This is a genomic window from Embleya sp. NPDC025285 (assembly GCF_055558835.1).
Genome location: NZ_JBVHLU010000040.1, coordinates 8,786 through 27,754 on the forward strand (window position 1 = coordinate 8,786; position 18,969 = coordinate 27,754).

Annotated in this window: 19 protein-coding genes and 1 pseudogene; 8 read left to right on the forward strand and 12 right to left on the reverse strand. The window is 70.6% G+C overall.

Going from position 1 to position 18,969, the window contains the following annotated elements:
• The 4 genes from ACZ4FV_RS25815 to ACZ4FV_RS25830 all read right to left on the reverse strand — a co-directional run.
• Positions 1-1,185 (reverse strand): diguanylate cyclase regulator RdcB family protein (locus ACZ4FV_RS25815; protein WP_465323314.1); only part of this gene is annotated, 1,185 nt, incomplete at its 3' end.
• Positions 1,182-3,560: a dynamin family protein gene (locus tag ACZ4FV_RS25820; protein ID WP_465323315.1), complete on the reverse strand. Its 2,379-nt coding sequence runs from the start codon at positions 3,558-3,560 to the stop codon at positions 1,182-1,184. The genes ACZ4FV_RS25815 and ACZ4FV_RS25820, both read right to left, overlap by 4 nt.
• 402 nt (positions 3,561-3,962) lie before the next feature.
• Positions 3,963-4,460, reverse strand: coding sequence for an HAD family hydrolase (locus tag ACZ4FV_RS25825; protein WP_465323316.1), 498 nt, complete (start codon positions 4,458-4,460; stop codon positions 3,963-3,965).
• Complete coding sequence (locus ACZ4FV_RS25830; RefSeq protein ID WP_465323317.1) at positions 4,408-4,818, reverse strand: hypothetical protein; 411 nt, start codon at positions 4,816-4,818, stop codon at positions 4,408-4,410. Before ACZ4FV_RS25830 ends, ACZ4FV_RS25825 begins: the two co-directional genes overlap by 53 nt.
• Positions 4,819-4,903: 85 nt before the next feature.
• On the opposite strand from ACZ4FV_RS25830, the gene ACZ4FV_RS25835 reads away from it, so the two are divergent.
• The 3 genes from ACZ4FV_RS25835 (at position 4,904) to ACZ4FV_RS25845 (ending at position 8,517) form a co-directional block, all read left to right on the forward strand.
• Positions 4,904-5,230 carry a hypothetical protein gene (locus tag ACZ4FV_RS25835; RefSeq protein ID WP_465323318.1) on the forward strand — a complete coding sequence of 109 codons (327 nt, stop codon included), beginning with the start codon at positions 4,904-4,906 and terminating at the stop codon, positions 5,228-5,230.
• Between the two features lie 127 nt (positions 5,231-5,357).
• Positions 5,358-5,678 (forward strand): hypothetical protein, encoded by a 321-nt coding sequence (locus ACZ4FV_RS25840; RefSeq protein WP_465323319.1) that lies wholly within the window; start codon positions 5,358-5,360, stop codon positions 5,676-5,678.
• A gap of 1,819 nt (positions 5,679-7,497) precedes the next feature.
• The gene (locus ACZ4FV_RS25845) at positions 7,498-8,517 is read left to right on the forward strand and encodes an outer membrane protein assembly factor BamB family protein (protein ID WP_465323320.1); all 1,020 of its coding nucleotides are present in this window, start codon (positions 7,498-7,500) and stop codon (positions 8,515-8,517) included.
• A gap of 229 nt (positions 8,518-8,746) precedes the next feature.
• Here ACZ4FV_RS25845 and ACZ4FV_RS25850 read toward each other — a convergent pair whose 3' ends face one another.
• Both ACZ4FV_RS25850 and ACZ4FV_RS25855 read right to left on the reverse strand, forming a co-directional pair.
• Positions 8,747-9,439, reverse strand: coding sequence for a response regulator (locus ACZ4FV_RS25850; RefSeq protein WP_402234992.1), 693 nt, complete (start codon positions 9,437-9,439; stop codon positions 8,747-8,749).
• Positions 9,436-10,695 carry a sensor histidine kinase gene (locus ACZ4FV_RS25855; RefSeq protein WP_465323321.1) on the reverse strand — a complete coding sequence of 420 codons (1,260 nt, stop codon included), beginning with the start codon at positions 10,693-10,695 and terminating at the stop codon, positions 9,436-9,438. The genes ACZ4FV_RS25850 and ACZ4FV_RS25855 overlap by 4 nt, the downstream gene beginning before the upstream one ends.
• A gap of 177 nt (positions 10,696-10,872) precedes the next feature.
• Here ACZ4FV_RS25855 and ACZ4FV_RS25860 point away from each other — a divergent pair, with 177 nt between their 5' ends.
• Positions 10,873-11,487, forward strand: a complete 615-nt coding sequence (locus tag ACZ4FV_RS25860; RefSeq protein WP_465323322.1) for a class I SAM-dependent methyltransferase — start codon at positions 10,873-10,875, stop codon at positions 11,485-11,487.
• Between the two features lie 196 nt (positions 11,488-11,683).
• Here the strand turns inward: ACZ4FV_RS25860 and ACZ4FV_RS25865 are convergent, their stop codons facing one another.
• The 3 genes from ACZ4FV_RS25865 to ACZ4FV_RS25875 form a co-directional block, all read right to left on the reverse strand.
• Positions 11,684-11,839 carry a hypothetical protein gene (locus ACZ4FV_RS25865; protein ID WP_465323323.1) on the reverse strand — a complete coding sequence of 52 codons (156 nt, stop codon included), beginning with the start codon at positions 11,837-11,839 and terminating at the stop codon, positions 11,684-11,686.
• Between the two features lie 322 nt (positions 11,840-12,161).
• Positions 12,162-12,350, reverse strand: a complete 189-nt coding sequence (locus ACZ4FV_RS25870; RefSeq protein ID WP_465323324.1) for a hypothetical protein — start codon at positions 12,348-12,350, stop codon at positions 12,162-12,164.
• A 294-nt stretch (positions 12,351-12,644) separates the two neighbouring features.
• Entirely contained in the window at positions 12,645-13,175 is a 531-nt protein-coding gene (locus ACZ4FV_RS25875; protein WP_465323325.1) for a hypothetical protein, read from the reverse strand.
• Between the two features lie 173 nt (positions 13,176-13,348).
• Here ACZ4FV_RS25875 and ACZ4FV_RS25880 point away from each other — a divergent pair, with 173 nt between their 5' ends.
• Positions 13,349-14,092 carry an SDR family NAD(P)-dependent oxidoreductase gene (locus ACZ4FV_RS25880; RefSeq protein WP_395861664.1) on the forward strand — a complete coding sequence of 248 codons (744 nt, stop codon included), beginning with the start codon at positions 13,349-13,351 and terminating at the stop codon, positions 14,090-14,092.
• Between the two features lie 344 nt (positions 14,093-14,436).
• Here the strand turns inward: ACZ4FV_RS25880 and ACZ4FV_RS25885 are convergent, their stop codons facing one another.
• Positions 14,437-14,751, reverse strand: coding sequence for a hypothetical protein (locus ACZ4FV_RS25885; RefSeq protein WP_465323326.1), 315 nt, complete (start codon positions 14,749-14,751; stop codon positions 14,437-14,439).
• A 328-nt stretch (positions 14,752-15,079) separates the two neighbouring features.
• Here ACZ4FV_RS25885 and ACZ4FV_RS25890 point away from each other — a divergent pair, with 328 nt between their 5' ends.
• From ACZ4FV_RS25890 to ACZ4FV_RS25900, 3 genes and pseudogenes are all read left to right on the forward strand, one after another.
• Positions 15,080-15,667, forward strand: coding sequence for a TetR/AcrR family transcriptional regulator (locus ACZ4FV_RS25890; protein ID WP_465323327.1), 588 nt, complete (start codon positions 15,080-15,082; stop codon positions 15,665-15,667).
• Between the two features lie 26 nt (positions 15,668-15,693).
• Positions 15,694-16,107: a hypothetical protein gene (locus ACZ4FV_RS25895; protein ID WP_465323328.1), complete on the forward strand. Its 414-nt coding sequence runs from the start codon at positions 15,694-15,696 to the stop codon at positions 16,105-16,107.
• 134 nt (positions 16,108-16,241) lie between these two features.
• Positions 16,242-16,406: pseudogene (locus ACZ4FV_RS25900) on the forward strand (IS5/IS1182 family transposase); the annotation flags it as partial.
• 99 nt (positions 16,407-16,505) lie between these two features.
• Here the strand turns inward: ACZ4FV_RS25900 and ACZ4FV_RS25905 are convergent.
• Positions 16,506-16,646, reverse strand: coding sequence for a hypothetical protein (locus ACZ4FV_RS25905; protein WP_465323364.1), 141 nt, complete (start codon positions 16,644-16,646; stop codon positions 16,506-16,508).
• A 416-nt stretch (positions 16,647-17,062) separates the two neighbouring features.
• The gene (locus ACZ4FV_RS25910; RefSeq protein WP_465323329.1) at positions 17,063-18,685 is read right to left on the reverse strand and encodes a serine/threonine-protein kinase; all 1,623 of its coding nucleotides are present in this window, start codon (positions 18,683-18,685) and stop codon (positions 17,063-17,065) included.
• Positions 18,686-18,969: the final 284 nt, after the last annotated feature.

Below are 18,969 nucleotides of genomic sequence, written 5' to 3' on the forward strand. Positions count from 1 at the left end.
CGCCGCGGACGCCTCGGCGCCTCGCGCCGACCCCACGACGGGTCCCGCATCCGCATCCGCGGACGCCTCGGCGCCTCGCGCCGACCCCACGACGGGTCCCGCATCCGCATCCGCGGACGCCTCGGCGCCTCGCGCCGACCCCACGACGGGTTCCGCTTCCACGCCGGGCCCGGGGCCCATCGCCGGCTCCGCGGGAGAGAGCATCCGACGGTCGGCGGCGACCACCGCGGCCGTGCTCGCCACCACCTGGCGCACGAACGCCCGCGGGTTGACCGTCCGCCCCGGCCGGATGTCGTACCGTGCCGCGTCCTCGATCGCCCGGTGGACCACGTCCTGGACCGGACCCGCCGCCTCGGCCGCCAGCACCAGACATCGGCCGACCACATACGGCAGCGGAAGCAGCGGCACGTGACCGTCCACGAGCCGGGAGTAGGAACGGACCAGGTCGGCGAGCATGGGGATGTCCGCCGGTGATTCCAACCGCAGACACGGGGCCAACAACTCGTCGTCGAGCAACAGCAGGCGGGGCAGTCGCGTACGGCTGCCCGCCAGGATCTTGTTCGCCAGCAGATCGCGGAACATCGGGTCACCGCTTTGGAATTCGTACTGGCCCACCGGTCCGCGATACGCCTCCTGGGCGAGCAGAACCACCTGCAACGCCCAGGGCAGCCCGCGATAGGTCTGCTCGGCCGACCACGCCGTGATCAACATGTCGAGGTGGTGCATCGCCTCCAGGCGGCCGGTCAGCAGTCGGTGCTGATCGGCCCAGCCGGCCTGCAGCCGGGTCAGGGTCGCGTCGAGCGCCGTCCGATGGTCGCTCTCGTCGGTGGTCAGCCGGTCCAGGTCCTGCCGGGTCCGGGCGAGGAGCCGACCGGCCTGAGCCAGGGCGAGGTTGGACACCGAGCCCTGGCCGGTGAGTTCCTCGATCCGCTGCAGCAGCAACCGCTGTGCGTCGACCACGTTGCGGTTGAGCAGGGATTGCGCCTCTCGCCCCACGGTCCGGGCCACGAACGCCTTGAAGAACCCGCTGTGCCGGGGAAGCCGGGTCAGATCGGTGGCGACCTGGAGGCAGTTGACCAGTTCGAGCAACAGCGCGTCGCTGACCAGCGGGATGCTCCGGGCCAGTTCGGAAACCCGGGCGGGGGCGATCTCAAACTCACCGGTCGGGCCGGTCGGGTCGCTCATTGCAGGCCGTGCAGGGAAGTGATCGGCTGGAGGCCGTCGAGGAAGTCCTCGGCGATCAGCGTCTCGGCCCGCAACTCCTCATGGAAGCGGCCCACCCGCGCCTCCCACTCGCCGAGCGATTCACGCTTGCGCTCGCGATCCTTGAGCGATTCGGCGAGCGCGTCCCGGTAGCGCTGGAGGTATCTACGCAATTGCGCGTAGTAGTTCTCCACGTGTCGGGACAACTCGCTCGTCAGGTAGGCGTGGAACTCCTCGCGCATCGCCTCGATCTTGCGGTCCAGGTCGCCGATCATCCGCTCGCGTACATCGTCCAGGCCAATCCGGTGGAACGACTTCTGCTGTTCCTCGCGATGTTGCTCCCGGAATGTGCCCCAGCCGATCCACACCTTGTACCAGACGCGCCGGCGCAGGGTCTTCTCCACCAAGATCTCGATGGTGCGCTGTTCGCTGCGCAGCGGGATCGCGGCCCAGTCCTCGGTGTCGTCGGAGAGTTCGGCCGGCGGCACGTCGAGGGTGATCCGGAACTGGGTGCGCAGGCGTCGGTGCGCCTCTTCCAGTACCGGCTGGAGCCGAGCACCGTGCCGGTCCACCTCGCTGTTGATCCGTTCGACGAAGGTGCGTGCGGCCGTGCTCTGGGCCGCCTTCAGCGCCTCGTCGATGCTCTCGATCACGGGTCGGGTGAGCAGGCTCAGGAATGCCTGCGCGTCCTCCACGGTGTCGAATTCGACCGCGTCCACGGCCGGCACCTGCTGATTGGGCCGAAGCGCCTGGGAGATCAGCCGGGCCTCCCCCGCGATACCGGCGGGCTTGTCCGTCACCTCGATGTCGCGGATGGCGCGCAGGCTCCTGCCGCGCGTGCCACGCAGGATCTTGTCGACGTCGGAGCGCAGTTGGTCGGCGACGTCGGTGTTGCTGTCGAGTTCCTCGCGTATCTCGCCGATCCGGCGCAGGTCGTTGTCGAGCAGTTCGATCTCGGTGGCCACCGCCTCACGACTGCTCTTGAGTGCGCCGCGCCGCAGTTGCACCTCGTTTGCCAGTCCGACGATGCCCGCGACCGTGCGGCGCAGGGCGTTCTGCATGACCCGGGAGCCTGCCTGGGTACGCAGCGTGGCGATCGCCTGGCGCAGGAAGTCGTCGAGGCCGGAGCGCGAGCGGGCCTTCTCCGCGAGCCTGCGCACGCTTTCCGTGGTCGCCTGGCCGAGTTCCTCCTCGGCTTCGATCGTGTAGATCAACTCGTACAGCGCCCGCGTGGCCGGTCCGCTCCGAGGCTGGAAGCTGCCCGGTCGGGTCGCCTCGGCCGCCTCGACCTCGTCGAGGCAGCGGACCGCCTGGAGGGCCCGGATCGCGACGAGTTCGAAGACCCGGTCACTTGCGTCGCCGTCCACCAGACGCAGGTCGTCGATCACGAACCGGCGGAGTTCGTCGCGTTTCATGTCGCCCTGTCGGCGCTGGTCGACCTTGTTGACCACGGCGAACAACTGGTCGCGTCGGATCACCGCGAGCGCCGGTTCCATCGTGTCCTTGATGGTCGTCGCGGCGGTGCTGTTGAGCTTGGTGAAGTCCAGGACGACCAGGATGACCGAGCACTTGTCGAGTTGTTGGCGCAGTACGTCGGACAGGCGCAGGCCGCTGTTCGCCTCGTCCGGGCCGGGGGTGTCCACCAGCACGAGGTGGCCGAACGCGGTCGTGTCGTCGGTGGGAGCCCATCGGTGCGAGGCCACGATGCGGGGCACGGCGTGCAGCCGGTCCGCCAGGTGCACGGGATTGCGCAGCCCCGCCGCCAGGCGTGTCAGGTCGTTGAACGCGGTGAGGGCGCCGCGAATGTCGTCCAGGCCGGTGAAGGTGGTGCGGTTCCAGCGAGCGAGCCAGTCGTCCTGGATCTGCCGAAGGAAGTCGGCGAGGTAGGGGTAGCGGCCGGTCATCCGATCCCGATAGCCGGGATCGGCACTGTCCGGGGCCAGTTCGTCGGCGATCCGGCGGATGGCCTCTCGAAAGAGTTCGTGGTCCCTGGGGTCGATCTGCAGCGTCGGGCGAAGCCTGTCGTCGGGCTGGGAGAGCACGATCTCGGTCGGTAACGTGGTCATCGCGGCGGCCCGGCTGGGCACCAGGTCGTAGCCGACCAGCGAGTTGACGATGGTGGATTTGCCGGCCTTCATCGGCGCGATGATCGCCATCCGAAGTTCCAGGTTCTGCACGGAGGTTCGCGCCTCGGTGACCAGATCGATCAGTGCCTGGGTGGCCTTCTTGCGATTCTTCGTGTCCTCCAGGTGCGGATCCGCTTGTGCGAGCAGGGATTCCACCCGGGCGAAGAACTCCAGCACGTCCTGGTGCAGCGCCGCCAGTCTCCTGGGCAGCGTGGGATCCGTGTACGTCATCGCTCACCCCCGGGCGGCGCCGGGCAGACGCCGCCGAATACGTCGCGTACCGACCATGATTCCGAACCAGGCTACGCACTGCCCGCCCCTCCTCGCAGTCGATCGGGATCGCCGCGGGGATCGCGTCGCCCCCGGCCGAGGCGTCACGCCGCCGCGGCCAACCGACGCACCGGTCCCGGACGAACTGCGCACCGCGCTGGACGCGTGCGCGAGCGAGACGATCGCCCGAGTGATGGCACCGCTGCCCTGGATGCGCGCGACGACTACACCGGCCACACCGCACTCCACCGCTGCCTTCGCGCACTGCTCCACCTCGAAGACCCCGAACCGCGACCGGACAACCCGTGGAATCACCTCCGCAGCCCGGTCGGACCGCCACGAAACCCGTGAAAAGCACCCGGCTCACGGCCCGTTGGGTGCCTGCCGGTCGTCGAACCGGCACATCACCCGCGTTCGCGGGGAAAGCCGGGACGCCACGGATCGGCGTGTGTCGGTGGCCCCCGTGAGGTGCCGCCGCACATCGGTCACACGCATGCCGGCAGCCAGGGCGGCGGCGATGCCGGTATCGGCATCCTCGAAGACCACGCAGCAGCGGGCCGGGACCCCCAACAGTCCTGCGGCGCGGAGAAAGATGTCGGGGGCGGGCTTGCCGCGCGCGACGTCATCGCGGACAACGACCACGTCGAACACACCGGCCGGCTTTGCGGCGTCCCAGTCCCGCCCGGACGAAACGGCGACTGCTGCCGGTGGCGATCGCAGCAGGGACGCCGGGGCCCCGGCCGCGGGCCAGCCGCGCCGCCGGCTCGATGACGCGCACGTCACCGACCCGCCGCTTCGAGCGAGGCCGTCAGGATGCCTCGGCGTCGTGGGCGAACACACGCCACTCCACAGGTTCCACACGCTCGGCCGCGCTCTGCCGCACTTGCGCGGCAAGCCGCGCGACCGGGGTCGAGGCGTCCAGAGCGAGGTGCTCGACGATGCAGTGGGTACCGTAGTGAGTGAGGGTCAACGGTCCGATCCGCCCGACCACTGTGCCGAACCGCGGATGCGCCGAACCGGAGCCACGCAGGATGCGATCGTGCGCTGCAAGCAGTTCCCCCACGTCCAAGACCACCGCGGCATTCAAGCACTGCAAGTCCCGCGAAACCATTGGTTGGATGCGAACGGGCCCCGTCGAACGAATGTGATTCTTCTCGGCCGGGATGATCGACCCTGCACCGGCGGCGCCTCCGACGAAGCCCGCGAAGCCTTCGCACACAACGCGTACCGCCGGGTGTGCCGCTAGGGAGCGGATCGCGTTCTCGGTGTCCCGACGGTGTGCCCGTACTGGCCCCACACGGGGGGTGTGGACGATCCTCGCGCACGAGTTGCGGTGGCTCGACGAGCGGGTGAGGACCGTCGCGGTGCCGGTGTTGCCGACCGGACGCCACGACGTTTCGGTGTTGCCGCCGCAGGTGCACATCTCCACCGGCTACGACGACCTGCGAGGACGACTCGCCGACGCCGGTAGCGTCCAGGCCACCGAACACTCCCGGGCCCGGCTCGACGACGTGGGCCTCGGCGTGGTCCATCGCGGCACGCCGGTCGCCCGGTGGGTCGTCCGGCAGAAAGTCGCCTGGGACACGCTCACCAGCCACCAACGCGAACGAGTGGGCTTGTGCGGGTCTTGATCGGATAGGCGGAGAGTGCATCGGGTCGTACCCACCTGTCCGGGCCCTTGTCGGCGGTGGCGTCGGGTCTCGTAGGCGCCCGCAAAATGGCTGGTCACAGGTGCGGCCTGTGCAGGACCCTGAACGTATGCCTCGACGTCTGATGTTCGTGCAGTTGAAGACTGGTTACAGCACCGACCGCGGACCCTCGTGGATCGGGTGGGTGGACTTCTCGAAGACTTGGAGCACCGCGTACTTTCACGGCAGGACACTGCGCCGTGCAGGGGGGATGTCCGACGCGAACTTCTACGACGTGGCGACCGGTGAGGAGTTCTGGGTCTCCGGGCCGAAGCGGGACCGCACCGACACCCGCTACGGCCCCTCCAACTCTGAAATCGAGCCGGACGCCGTCGAGATCTATCACGCCTTCCTGGACGGTGCGCCCCTGCCAGGCCGGGAAAGCGGCTGACCTCGCGCCCCTGCCAGGGGGTGCGTCCGGGTCTTGATCAGATACACAGAAAGTGCTTCCGACCTGCGTCTATTGGACTCCGGTTCGGCGGGTCGGGGGCCTCATCCCCGACCGCACCGTCACCTCACCGTCCGGCGCACCGGCGGGCGCACCGGGGTCACCGGGGTCGGCGCAGGGTCGCGAACGCCTTCCCGTCGATCGGGCCGTGGGCGCGGAGGCGGTCGACGGTGGTGGCCTGTACCTCGAGGACGAAGGTGGCACGGAGGTGGCACGGCCGCGTGGTACCGCGCGGGGGCGTCCGGCGGGCGGGCCCGGCGCGCGACCCAGAGGCCGGCGAAGTCGTTGAACCCGCGTGAGCACCTGCTCGCCCCGCCCCCCTCGTCACCGCCACGCTGTCTGCCACCCGTGCGAGGACCGGGCCCCGGCCTACGACACACCGGCCGTGCGGAAGCAACAGGAAGGCGACTCGGCGGAGTTCCGCCCCTTGGGTGGGTGATTTCCCTATCGCGGTCGACCGGTTCGGCGATGAGGATTCGCGGACGGACACAAAGGTGGGGCGCGTATGGGCGGCGGCGACGACGGTGAGCGGAAGACGTGCGGGTGCTCCTCGAGGAGCACGACGCCGCGCTGCGCGAGGTCGATCCCGGCGATACGGGGTCCGTCCTGCGGGCGGCATGCCAGGGCTTTTGCCCGGCGGGAGCGGCGGGCAGTCTCCTGGCGCTGTGCGCGGACCGGGAGAGATCCTCCCCGCGTTGTGGGACAACGCCTCGCCGGTCCTGGCGGCTGCGCTCCTCGCGCTGCAGGGCGTGCCGTCCCTGGCGGGAGGGCAGGGGGCCCGGATCCCGCGGGCGGCCCGGGCGAGGCGATCGGCGACGACGAGGCCGAGGAGGTACGTCACGCAATCCTCCGGCTCGCGCTCACCCTGAACACCGTGCTCCCGGCCGCCGCCGACCGCGCCGGCGCAGTAGGCGACCGGAACGCGTGCCGCCAGGCCGCCCTGCTCGCCCACGAACCGTCCGACTGCTACGAAGGCCGTTTCCGCGGCCGGCGGGTGGGTCGACGCGGTCGGCCGGTTGTCTCCGGGAGCGTAGGCGTCGCTCGGCGGCCGATGGGTCGTTGTGCCCGTCCCGTCGTGGTGGTCCGGCCTCTCCCCGTCGCCGGGTCCCGCCGCGGCCCTGCGGTCCCTGCCCCGAGCCCGCGGGGTGGGCGGGCGCTTCGGTGCCGGCAGGCGTGACGCCGGCACCGACCGCGCCCGGGACACGATCGGCGTCACCCGACCGAAGCTCGCGCCGCGCCTGCGAAACGTAGCCGCTGTGGGGGCGGACCGTCGATCGTCCAAAACCGGTGAGGGTGCTCGACGTACGAAACCGGATCCACCGCGCCCCGGGCCCGCCGCCGCCGTCGTGCCGGACAGCAGCGGCCCGAGACCGTACTCCCTCGAACGCCCACTGTCGTGCCGGCCGGTTCGGCCGGAAGAGCGATCACGCGCGCCGTCGGCTATGGTGCCGGTGCTCGGACGGGTCGAAGACCTGCGTCGGACGGGGGAGTTGGTGTGCTCATGAGGCGTGTGGTGTTACTCGCCGTCGGTGTGGCGTCGAGCCTGGCAGTCGCGGGATGCGTTGATTCCGGCGGCGGGAGCCCGAAGGGCCCGGATGGCGGATCCGCCGCAACGGCGGCCGCTTCGGGCGGTGCGGGGCGCCGGTCCACGGCGGCCGCGTTTCCCGGGGAACCACCGGCGGGCGTACGCGGCGCACCGCTCTGGTCGGCGCAACTGACCGGCCGCGGAGCGAGCGCGGCACCCCTCGGCGCGAGCGTCGCCTTGATCACGCCGCACGGGGACGGCGGGGACGGCAGTGGTGTGGAGTTCCGCGACGCGGCGACCGGCGCGAGTCACGCGAGCGTCGAAGTTCCCGGCAAGCCGGTCGCGGGCACCTGGCACGGCCGTCCCGCGCTGGTGAGCGAGAGCGTGAAGAAGACTCCCTCCGACGGGATCTCGCCGGCGAAGACGGCCTGGGTGGTCGACGTCTTCGACGAAAAGGGGCAGCGCATCGCCCACAAGGAATACCCGGGCCAGGACAAGCCCTTCATCGTCGACGGCAGGCGCATCGTCACCGAGCACGGCAGGGGAAGCGACGCCGGGGCCTTGGTGATCAGCGACGCCGGCAGCGACGCTCCCGGCTGGCGGATCCCCTGCCAGGACCGGGTCTGCATGGACGAGAGCGCCACCGTCGCCTCCGGGGTGATCGTCCACCGGCGCCGCGACTCCAAGTCCGTGGACCTGCACAGAGCGGAAACCCTGGCCGGGTTCGATCCCGCCACCGGGGCCACCCTGTGGACGCCGCAGAACCTCGCCCGGCCGGCCGGCGCAGCCGCCACCGTGGATCCCGAACTCGTCGAACAGGACGGCGACAAGCTGGTCATCGCCTGGTACGACTACGGCGCAACGCAGTCCCCCGCCATCGCCTACAGTGTCAACGACCCCGCCACCGGCAGGCTGCTGTCGACCGGCCCGACGCTCTCGGGCACGCACAAGTCCGGGCTCTCCAACCCTCAGGGATCCGTCGTCGTGGTCGCGACGACGAACACCACCGCCGCCTGGGAGACCGACATCGGGACCCTGCTGTGGCAGCAGGCCAAGGACGAGGTCCGCCTGGCCCCGGTCACCGTCGTGGGCCCGGTCCTGTACTCCGGTAAGAACCCCTCGATGGCCGTCGACCTCCGCACCAAAGCAGTCCTCCAACGCACCGTCTCGGACATGCCCCTACCGGTGGGCACCGGCCACGCCGTGATCACCCGCAACCCCGGAGTCGCATACGTCTTCGCCACCCGACAAAACTGACCGGTACGCACGGCTGCACACCGAGAGCGGCGGGTGGTCGAGCGCGGCGTCGGCACCCCTGACCGGACGCAGGAGATGATGGCCGGGCAGCGCCACGCGAACCGGAAGGACGAAGTCGACAGGCAGCCACGTCATGAGCCGCAGGCCGGCAGCCGACGGGCCGCCGCCCCACACCCGGTTGCACCCCAAGGACAAAGGACGTCTGGCGGACGGTTTCCGCGATGGGGCATCAGCGCGTCGCGAGGCCGCATTCGTAGGCGAATACCACGGCCTGGACGCGGTCGCGGAGGTCGAGCTTGGTGAGTACACGTCCGATGTGGGTCTTGACGGTGGTCTCGCCGAGGTGGAGGGCGGCGGCGATCTCGCGGTTGCTGAGGCCGCGGGCGACCAGGCCGAGGACTTCGCGTTCGCGGTCGGTCAGCAGGTCGAGGCGTTCGCGGCCGACCGGTGGGCTGCTGCCGGTGACGTAGCGGTCGATCAGGCGCCGGGTGACGGAGTGGGAGACGAAGGTGTCGCCGCGCAGTACGCCGCGTATCGCGACGAGCATTTCGTCGGCGGGTGCGTCCTTGACCAGGAAGCCGCTCGCGCCTTCGCGCAGGGCTGCGTACGCGTACTCGTCGAGGTCGAAGGTCGTGATGACCAGGACGCGCACGCCGGGCAGTTCGCGGACAATACGACCGGTGGCCGCGACGCCGTCCAGTACGGGCATGCGCACATCCATGAGCACGAGGTCCGGGCGCAGCGCCGCGGCGAGTTCCACGGCGCGGCCGCCGTCTGCGGCCTCGCCGACGACCGTCAGGTCATCCTGGCTGTCCACCACCATGCGCAGACCGACGCGCATCAGTTCTTGGTCGTCGCAGAGCAGGACGCGTGCCGGGGACGGTTCGCCGGAGCGGATCTCGGCGTCGAGGGGGCCGGTCATCGTGCGACCGCCGCATCCTGGACCGGGGCGTGGTGGAACGCCGAGTCGGGGAGGCGGAGTTCCGCACGGACGCGGTATCCGCCCTCCGGGGTCGTGCCCGCGTACACGGTGCCGTGGAAGAGCGCTGCGCGGGCCCGCATGCCGGCCAGGCCGTGCCCTGCCACCGCGGTATGGGCGGGGCCGCTCACGAGGGTTTCGTGCGTTTCGTCGACACACTCTGCCGCCCGGGGGCGATGGCCGGCGGTGTTGACGACCTCGACCTGCGCCACCCTTCCGGGGCCCGGGTCACCGAAGTCCACACGGACATGCGCCGACGCGTCCGGGGCCGCGTGCTTGAGGAAGTTGGTCAAGGCCTCCTGGACGATGCGGAAGACCTGTAGGCCGGCGCTGGCCGGGAAGGCGTCCGGGCTGCCGTGCAGCGTCAGCCGTACCGGGCGCTGCTCGGTGCCGGCTTGCTCGACCAGGCCGCGCAGGTCCTGGACGGTGGGCTGGGGCTCGCGCTCGGCCACCACGCGGAGCAGGCGGCGCAGATCGTCCAGGGCGGCGCGGCCGGTCGCCGAGATCGTGTCGAGGGTGCGGCCGACCACCTGCGGTTCCTTGTGCCGGGCCAGCCGGGCGCCTTCGGCGTGCACGACCATCACGCTCACGCTGTGGGCCAGGACGTCGTGCAACTCGTGGGCGATGCGCGCCCGTTCCTCGGCCGCGGCGGCGCGGGCGTGGGCCCGGCGCTCGGACTCGGCGTGCGCGGCGCGCTCCACGACCTCGGCCAGGTAGGCGCGGCGGGCCAAGACGTACTCGGCGAGCATCCACGAGCTGCCGAACATCAGCGCGACCAGCAGCGCGACGTTGGACCAGTTCCCGGACTCGTCCAGGTACCAGGTCAGCGCGTACGCGGTGAACCATGCCGCGACCGCGAGGCACATCGCGGCGGCGGCACGCCGATGGCCGCGGACCACCAGCGTGTAGATCGCGACGAACACTACGGCGTCGCACAGTCGCGGCTCGCCGCGCCATGGGTGGACGGCGTACTGCAGCCACGCCACCCCCACGACCCAGACGGCGAAGGCACGCGGGAACCGGCGGCGGACGAGCAGCGGCAGGAGCAGCGCCGCGGTGAACGTGACCTGCACCCACACCGGCCGCCAACCCGGTCCGTGCAGCCGGTCGTTGGGCGAGGCCAGGACGACGATCAGCACGGCGTCGACCGGCCACCGGTGGTGGCGCAGCCACGGAATCAATCGATGGAGGCGGGGCACGCTCCCCAGGCTAGGTTTCGGCCCCGTCCCGGCGCCTCGTACCGGGGAGGGGGATGGCGGCGGCACCTCAGGATGACGGTCCGGTCCGCGAGGAGGACACCGCGGTGTCCTGCGGGACGATCATCCGCGACTCACCGGGGGACGTGCGGCGACGGCCCGCGTTCCTAGCTTTTCGGCATGTTCTTCCGAGAGTTCCTCCGCCACCCTCTCCGTACCGGCGCCGTCGCGGCGAGCTCGCACGGTCTGGCCGACTGCCTCACCGACGGCATCGGGCTCGGCGACGCCTCGCTTGTCGTCGAGTTGGGGCCCGGCACCGGCGCGGTCACCGATGTGCTGCTGGCCCGCATGCGGCCCGGTGCGCACCTCGTCGCGATCGAGGTGAACCCGCACCTTGCCGCCGGCCTTCGGGGCCGGTTGGCCCGACGCGCCGCGCTGGTGGCGGCCGGCGCCGGGGCGGCTCTCCCGGACGCCCGGGTGGACGTGGACGTCGTCGACGGGTCGGCCGCGGACCTGTCACGGCTGGTCCCGTCCGGCGGGGTGGACGCCGTCGTCTCGGGCCTGCCCTGGGCGGTGATGCCGGTCGGCGTCCGCCGGGAGATCCTCGACGCGGTCACCGGCGCGCTGACACCGGGCGGGTGGATGACGACGTTCGCGTACGGGCACGCCGCCTGGATGCCGACGGCACGCCGCTTCGCCGACGAACTCTCCGATGCCTTCGGCACCGTCGAACGCACCCGGACCGTGTGGCGGAACCTTCCGCCCGCCTTCGTCTACCGGGCCAAGACGGCGTAGGCGGCGTACCTTCCTCCCGCCGCAAGGCGATGTTCGCCGCGCTGCCACCGGGATTCGGCCGGCGCCGTGGGTCGGCGTCTCGCCGCCCGCGTCGACGACCCGGGCGGGCGGGTGTAGCAGGCGCTGTCGCTGCCTCGTCAAGGACACCGCCGGTGGTGGCATCCACTGAACATCCCACCCGCCGCAGGAGTGAAGGTCAGCAGTTCGTCGGATGTCTTTCGACAGGCTTGATGTAGCGGTGGCAGGGGACGAGGACGAGGCCCGCGGCGCCGTCCGCCGGATAGGCGAACGGGCCTTCGTCGGTCGAGCCGTTGCGTGTGTAGAACCTGCGGGCCCGGGCGTTGCCGCCCACGACGGCCAACCACGCCCGACACGGGTGCGGCACCCGAGGCACCGATTCCCAGTGATGATCCCAGCGCGACGGCTGCCGACGTCCGGCGTATGCGCATTGATTCCCGACTCCCTGCGATTGTGGGTGCCGTCATCGAAATAACGGACGCCGACGGCGTGTGTCCAGATTGCCGGGGAGCCCGAGCACTCGCCTTGTACGAAGGCGCACTCTCCAACCAAAGCCGGCCAACGCGTCCGGTAACCGCCCCGACATTCGGGCGGCCACACCGCGACGACGGCGATCGGCATGAGGGGTTGCCGCTTCGTCCCCACCCGCTGCCTGATCACCCGTGCCGGTTCGCTCTCGGCATCGGCATGCCGAGCACGACTGGCCCGCCCGATGCCGCCGCATCGATCTGGCCGATCCTGGATTCCGCACCGGCGAGGCTGACGCGGAGTCCGTCGATCTCGCCGCGCCGGCCTTCGCGCTCGGCTTCGGCGATCCGGTCGAGCAGGTTGTCGCGGATCTCCACGAGCCGGCCGCGCTGCGCGGGGTCGGGGCGCAGCGGGGAGCAGCGGACGCAGACGTGTCGGCCGCCCATGGCAGGTCATCGCCCCCGCGCCTGTTCCGCAGAGCGAGTTCCCCAACGATCCCAGCGTCGCCGCCTGCCACAGCGTTGCCGAGTTCGTCACCTGCGCGGAGTCCTACCGTCCCAATGACGGCATCCGGAGCTGGATCTATGACTATGTCCCGGGCTCAGCCTCCGTATTGCTCGGGGGCAGCGCCTTTGAGGAGCACCCGCAGTAGGCGAATGAGTCCGATGTGATCAATCGTTGTCGTTGAGGTTGAGGCCGTGGTTGAGGTGGGCATGGAATGTGGGCCGGGCGCCGGTCGGACCGCTCAGGACGAATTCGTAGGCGGCGTCGTCGGGGTCGTCGGGGTGCAATCGGTGTCCGCGGACTTCCACTTCGTACCAGCCGGGTGGTACGGAAATGCGCCGATGCCGGGGATGGTCGGGCGTCCACTTCGTGAGGTAGCCCAGGCCGCACAGCAGCAGTTCTCCCGACCGGACGTGCAGAACCCACCCGGCGGATGTCACCTTGGGGTCCTGCCACGGTGAAGGGCCGCGGGCGTGGCGTACGAGCACGGTGTAGAAACCGGGATCGATGTTCTGCGCGGGAATCGCGATGCCGTCCCGTACGACCCGATCGCCCTGCTCACTCGTGCTGAACAACTGCAGCAGATTCCTGCCGACAGGGCTGCCGACACCGAGATCGTCGAGCCCTGTGGCATCCAGCAGCACGAAGCCGAAGAGCTCGGGAAAGCATCCTTCGAACCGCTCGCTGGGAAATGTCATGGCCGCACGGTAACGGGTTGCGCCTGCACGCAGCTTCTCGCGGAGCGGGGTAGCCGCGTTGCGGTTGGCTGTGCGTCCACCTTGCCAACGCGACGTCCGAATGTCGCCAGACTCCCGACTGGAGACCCACGAGCATCGACATGTCCACGAACGCAACACAGAGACGAGCGAACATGACTGCGGTGCTTCAGGGCAAGGTTGCATTCGTGACCGGCGGTAGCAGGGGGATCGGCGAGGCGGTCGCGCTCAGGCTGGCCGAGGACGGAGCCGATGTCGCGCTGACCTATCAGCACAATGCCGAGCGCGCGGCGGACGTGGTGGATCGGATCAAGGCACTGGGCCGCCGGGCCTGGGCGGTACGGTCCGACAGCGCGGACCCGGCGGCGGTGCGCGAGGCGGTGGATCGGGCCGCTGCCGAGTTCGGTCGGCTCGACATACTGGTCAACAACGCGGGCATCGGCGTCCTGGGCCCTGTCGAGGAACTGTCGCAGGCGGACATCGACCGGGTCCTGAACGTCAACGTGCGGGCGCCCTTCGTCGCGTCCCAGGCCGCGATCCGGCACATGGCTGAAGGAGGCCGGATCATCAACATCGGCAGCTGCATGGCCGAACGCTCCGCGTTCTCAGGCGGTTCCCTGTACTCGACGAGCAAGACCGCCCTGATCGGCCTGACGAAATCGTTCGCCCGCGAGTTGGGCCCCAGAGGAATCACCGCCAACCTGATCCACCCCGGGCCCATCGAGACCGACATGAACCCCTCCGACGGCCCGGGCGCCGACACCCAGAAGGACCTCACCGCCCTCGGACACTACGGACAGCCCTCGGACGTCGCCGCGACCGTCGCCCACCTCGCGGGCGAGGGCGGCCGGTACATCACCGGCGCCGCCATCGCCGTGGACGGAGGCTTCGCCGCCTGAACATCGGTGGCCGGCCGCACCACGCCGCCGCCGGCCACCCCCGAACATCCGCTACGCCGGCCCGCTGATGCTCGACGCGCCGAGCGCACGGCGGACCGGCACGACATCGACCGCTGCTCACCCGATCAGGCAAACGCGCCGCCCCTGCCCCGCCCCCGGCCTCGTGTCTCCACCGGGGGGCGTCCGCCCCGGCGGAAGCCCATCTCGCTGCGGACGCGTGCGCGTTCCCGGGGTCCAGTAGTAGGCGTACAGCCGTCGGCGCCGAGAATGGTCTCGTTGGCTCGCCCAGCCCTCTTGCGCCAAGGGGACGCTGAGCACTTTCGTGCGGTGGGGCGGCATCGGGATCACTCGGCGTTTCCATCCCGGGTCTGCGCAAGCAACCGAGCCATGACGTCGTCGGAGCCGTTCTCGGCCTGCCAGGCCAAGTCGTCCGGCACGCGATCGCCGTCGAGGACTTGCCGGGCGAACCGTTCCATCGGCTCGGCGTTGGTGCCGCTGCCCGCACCGGTGATCCGGGCGGGGGCAGGGCCGGCGCGGGCCGACGAGGTGGGCGTCGGTGGGTGCGCCGGCTTCCTCGGCTTCGGCGAGGGCCGGTACAGGAAGGCGATCGCGGGGTGCTTTCCCGCGTTCTTCCCGACCTTGATCGGCACGGTGTCCACGTCCCGCTCCGTGGCCGCGGCCCACCGCAGGAACATCTCCGGGAACGGACGCCGCCAACACCGCGCGTCACGTGCTCGCCCCACCGTCGCCGTCCCCCGAACCGGCGAAACACCGGGGGCCAACGAGGACTTCGATGCGGATCTCCCCAGTCCGTTGACTGTCCGCATCTTCCGGAACCGGCGGACGAACACTGGTACCCGAAGGTCGAAGCGACGGTCGACGAGAGCAACTGCGTCGCCGGCGCTCGAACCGTTGCGCCCGAGGCGAAGAGGAGGTTCGGTTCGCCCGCTCGTTGTTATCAAACGGGTCGACCCGTAAGGTAAGACCATGAGTTCCTCTTCCTCCCCCAAGGGGCGTCCCAGGGATCCCCGTTCGCACGCGGCGATCATCGGCGCGACCGGGGCTCTGGTGGTCGAGGTCGGCTACGCGGCGACCTCGATCGGGGCCGTGGCAGCACGTGCCGGGGTCGGCAAGGACAGCATTTATCGGCGGTGGTCGGGGAAGGCGGAACTGGTCTTCGAGGCCGTGTTCACCACCACCGACGACGCCCCGATCCCGAACACCGGCACACTCACCGGGGACCTGACCGAGCTGCTCGAATCCCTGATCGACGAGTTCCGCACACCGGCCGGCAGCGCGGCGCTGCCGGGGCTGCTCGCCGACTTCGCCGCCGATCCGGTCCTGAGGACACGTATCCGCACGGATTTCCTGGCTCCGTCCAAGGACCGACTGGCGGTCGTCTTCGACCGGGCCGCGCAGCGCGGCGAGATCGCCACCGACACGCCGGTCGACCTGCTCCTGGACACGTTGGCCGGAGCGGTGTTCTTCCATGTCGCGCTGGTCGGCGAATCCCCGACGCCCCGGCTGGCCGGCCAACTGGCCGCGATGATCTCGCGCGGCATTGAGATCCGATGAACACCCGCCCCACACCGGAGGTTTCCGTGTCAAGCACCGCCATCATCACCCCCACGACCGCGGCCGGCCGCCGTTGGCCGCTGTGGACCGCCGCCGCCCTTGCCGCGGGCATCACCGGACTTCACCTGTTCGGCACCTCCGAATTCGTCGACCCCCTACTCGGTGCCGACGACCTCGACGACTCCGTCATCCAGCTCTTCCGCGTGCTGTGGCACCTGTGCTCACTGCTGCTCGCCGCCCTCGCGGTCGCCCTGGCCTGGGCCGCACGCGCCGAACGAAAGGCCGCCCGGCCGGTTCTGGCTCTCGCCTGGTTCATCGCCGCCGCGTTCACCTGCGTGTTCTTCACCGTCAATGTGGCAGCCTTCGGCGGCGCGGTGTTCACCCTGCCCCAGTGGACTTTGTTCGTACCGCTGCTCGTACTCATACCGCTGTCCCGCTGACCGGGCCGCCGGAACGGCACACGTCGCCGGGGGCGCATCAAGCACGACCCCACAGGCACGGATCCACAGCGGCAACCTGCCCGACCCCGGGGCGAGTCGGGCGAGTCGGGCCAGCGGAGCGAGGAACATGTGGACGTACGCACGCCCGGCGGACCGCCTTTCACCGCCTCGCCCGCTGCTCCGAGCAGCGCACCGCAGTCGTCGACGTCTTCTTCGACCACCCACGCCGCGACTCCATCATCACCGTCCGACGTCTGATCCGCCGGGCGTGGACCACTCACCGCCGGCGCACCCGGCCCCAAGCCGCCGGCACTCCCCCGGGCGGCCGGCCTGCGCACGGCGGACACCCGGGGCGCGCCGTGCGGGAATACGGTCAGCGGCATGCCGGCACCGCGACCTCACAGCCGAAGGTCACCGCCGGCCGGCCGTCCGTCCGGCGCCACCGCCACGCTGCTCACCGTCATGGGAAACACCGACTCCCCCTCGGCGCCGACGACCTCGACGACTCCGTCATCCAGCTCTTCCGCGTGCTGTGGCACCTGTGCTCACTGCTGCTCGCCGCCCTCGCGGCCGCCCTGGCCTGGGCCGCATGCGCCGAACGAAAGGCCGCACGGCCGGGGTGCCGGATCGCCGGTGGGCCGCAGGTCTCGCCTGTGCATCTTGCCGAGACGAACTCGCCGCCGGGGAGCGGGGCTTCGCCGGGCCCTCCGCGGTGCTGACCGGCGGGGCGGCCGGAATCGGGTTGGCGACCGCTGCATGCTGGTCGCGCGGTGCGCGGATGGCCGGCGTTGTCGGCATGTCGGCGTTCGCTGCGGACCTGACCGATGCCGCGTCGGTCGTCGAGACCCGGGGTGGTGCGTCCGCGCTGCCGGGTGGGCATCGACGTCTTGGTGAACAACGCGGGGTCGACCGCCATCGGGACGAGCGCTGGAGTCGACACCCCCGTGGTCGACGCTCACGCGATCCGGCGCTCGTCGTCCCCGGCCGGTCGTCGGACCGCGCCCCCTTCCCGGAGATACGGCGTGTGACCGAGTTCCGGACGCCACCGGGCGCCGGCGTGGCGGGTGAGGGCCCGAGTGAGCTCGTCGTACTCCTGTTCGGTCAACGGGCCCAGGATGCACAGGGGGATGCGGCCCACCGTGCCGGAAGCAGCCTTGTCGGGGTAGAACCAGCCCGCGGGACGTAGGGGAGTGCCACCGGCGTCATCGACGAAGTGGACGTACAGTCCGCGATAGGCGTACGGCACGGGGGCGACGACGACCTCCGTGGTGACCGTCTCGACCTGGTCCCAGGTGACGGTGCGGCGGAAGCCGTCGGTGGTGACGATGCCCTGGGGGCCGACGTGGAGGGACCAGGGCGCCCTGTTCGGGAGCGCGTGCCGGTGTCGTCCGTTCGCGCGCACCCCCATCTGCAGAAGGATGAGGCTGATGAATAGCCAGATTGCGGCCAGGATCCCCACCGCGTTCGGGATCAACCAAATGTAGGAGTCTTCGCTGTCGTCGAAGCCGCCCGTGACGCTCACGCCGAAGAAGGAGGCCACCGCGACCGCCAAGGTGATCACGACACGAAGCACGGCGGACTGGGAGGTGTCAAACCTCGAAGGGGCGTAGTCGGTGATCGGTTCCCGGCCGGTCCAGGAGATGTCGAAGGCGCCGTCGTCAGCCGGCGGGCGTTGTGTGTGCGGTGGAGTCGTTTTCGGGGATCGTGGGGCAGTGACGGTGGTCGCGGCGGACGTGCCGGGGGCGGCGGAGGCGGTGCCGAGGCGGCCGAGGCGTTCGTGGACCTCTTCCGCGCTCTGGGGGCGCCGGTCGGGTTCGCGTTCCAGGAGTGCGGCGACCAGTTCCGTCAGGGCGGGTGGCAGGCCGGGGCGGAGGGTGTCCAGGTGTGGGGCGTCCTCGGTGAGCTTGCGTTGCATGATCGCGAAGCTGGTGTGGCCGGTGAACGGTGGTCGGCCGGCGAGCAGGGCGAACAGCACGCTGCCGAGGGCGTACAGGTCGGAGCGGGCGTCGCCGCGTTCGGCAAGGAACTGCTCGGGCGCGCCGTACTGCGGGGTGCCGGCGGGGGCGAGTTGGGAGGAGGCCGCGAGGGTGAAGGCGGCCTGGAGAAAGCCGGCGATGCCGAAGTCGACGACCTTCACGGCGCCGTCGGGGGTGATCATCACGTTGTGCGGCTTGATGTCGTAGTGGACGACGCCGGCCCGGTGCGCGGCGGCCAGTGCCGCGCAGATCTCGCGCGCGATGGCGAGCGCGCGGTCCGTATCCACGGGTTCCCCGTCGCGCATGTGTTCGGCGAGGTCGGCTCCCTCGACGCGTTCCATCACCAGGAACCACAGGTCCTCGTGGATCCCCCGGTCGTACAGGGCGACCACGTTCGGATGGTTGATCTGCGCGGCGGCCACCGCCTCGCGTTCGAACCGGCGCGGCAGGTCCGCGTGCACCGCCTCGTCCAGGACCAGCATCTTGACCGCCACGTCCCGGTGCAGCACCCGGTCCCGCGCCGCCCACACCTCACCCATCCCGCCGCGGCCGAGCCGTTTCAGCAACTCGTAACGCCCCGCGATCAGTTCCCCGCGTTCCACCCGTCACCCCCGATGACAAAGGCCACACCGACTCGTAGGGTACGGCTCGCCGCCCGGCCGCAAGGAGACCTCGGGCCCCGCGATACCGGCCTCTTCCTCCCCCGCGCAAAACAGTCGGACCCGACCGCGGAAGCGGCGGCCGCCGCCTGGGACGCGGCGGCAAACACCGGCGCGACCGAGCCGCCCAACAGCGGCGCGGTGTCGACAGCCGCGATCGCACGACGAATACGCGTGGATCTCTCCTTCGGTAGGAACACCGAGTTCGTGCCTTGCCTTGTCCTTCT

Excerpts from the sequence above, each read along its gene's own strand:
- ACZ4FV_RS25820 (WP_465323315.1), bottom strand. The coding sequence starts at position 3,560 with ATGACGTACACGGATCCCACGCTGCCCAGGAGACTGGCGGCGCTGCAC.
- ACZ4FV_RS25840 (WP_465323319.1), top strand. The coding sequence starts at position 5,358 with ATGCCTCGACGTCTGATGTTCGTGCAGTTGAAGACTGGTTACAGCACC.
- ACZ4FV_RS25850 (WP_402234992.1), bottom strand. The coding sequence starts at position 9,439 with ATGACCGGCCCCCTCGACGCCGAGATCCGCTCCGGCGAACCGTCCCCG.
- ACZ4FV_RS25860 (WP_465323322.1), top strand. The coding sequence starts at position 10,873 with ATGTTCTTCCGAGAGTTCCTCCGCCACCCTCTCCGTACCGGCGCCGTC.
- ACZ4FV_RS25875 (WP_465323325.1), bottom strand. The coding sequence starts at position 13,175 with ATGACATTTCCCAGCGAGCGGTTCGAAGGATGCTTTCCCGAGCTCTTC.
- ACZ4FV_RS25880 (WP_395861664.1), top strand. The coding sequence starts at position 13,349 with ATGACTGCGGTGCTTCAGGGCAAGGTTGCATTCGTGACCGGCGGTAGC.
- ACZ4FV_RS25890 (WP_465323327.1), top strand. The coding sequence starts at position 15,080 with ATGAGTTCCTCTTCCTCCCCCAAGGGGCGTCCCAGGGATCCCCGTTCG.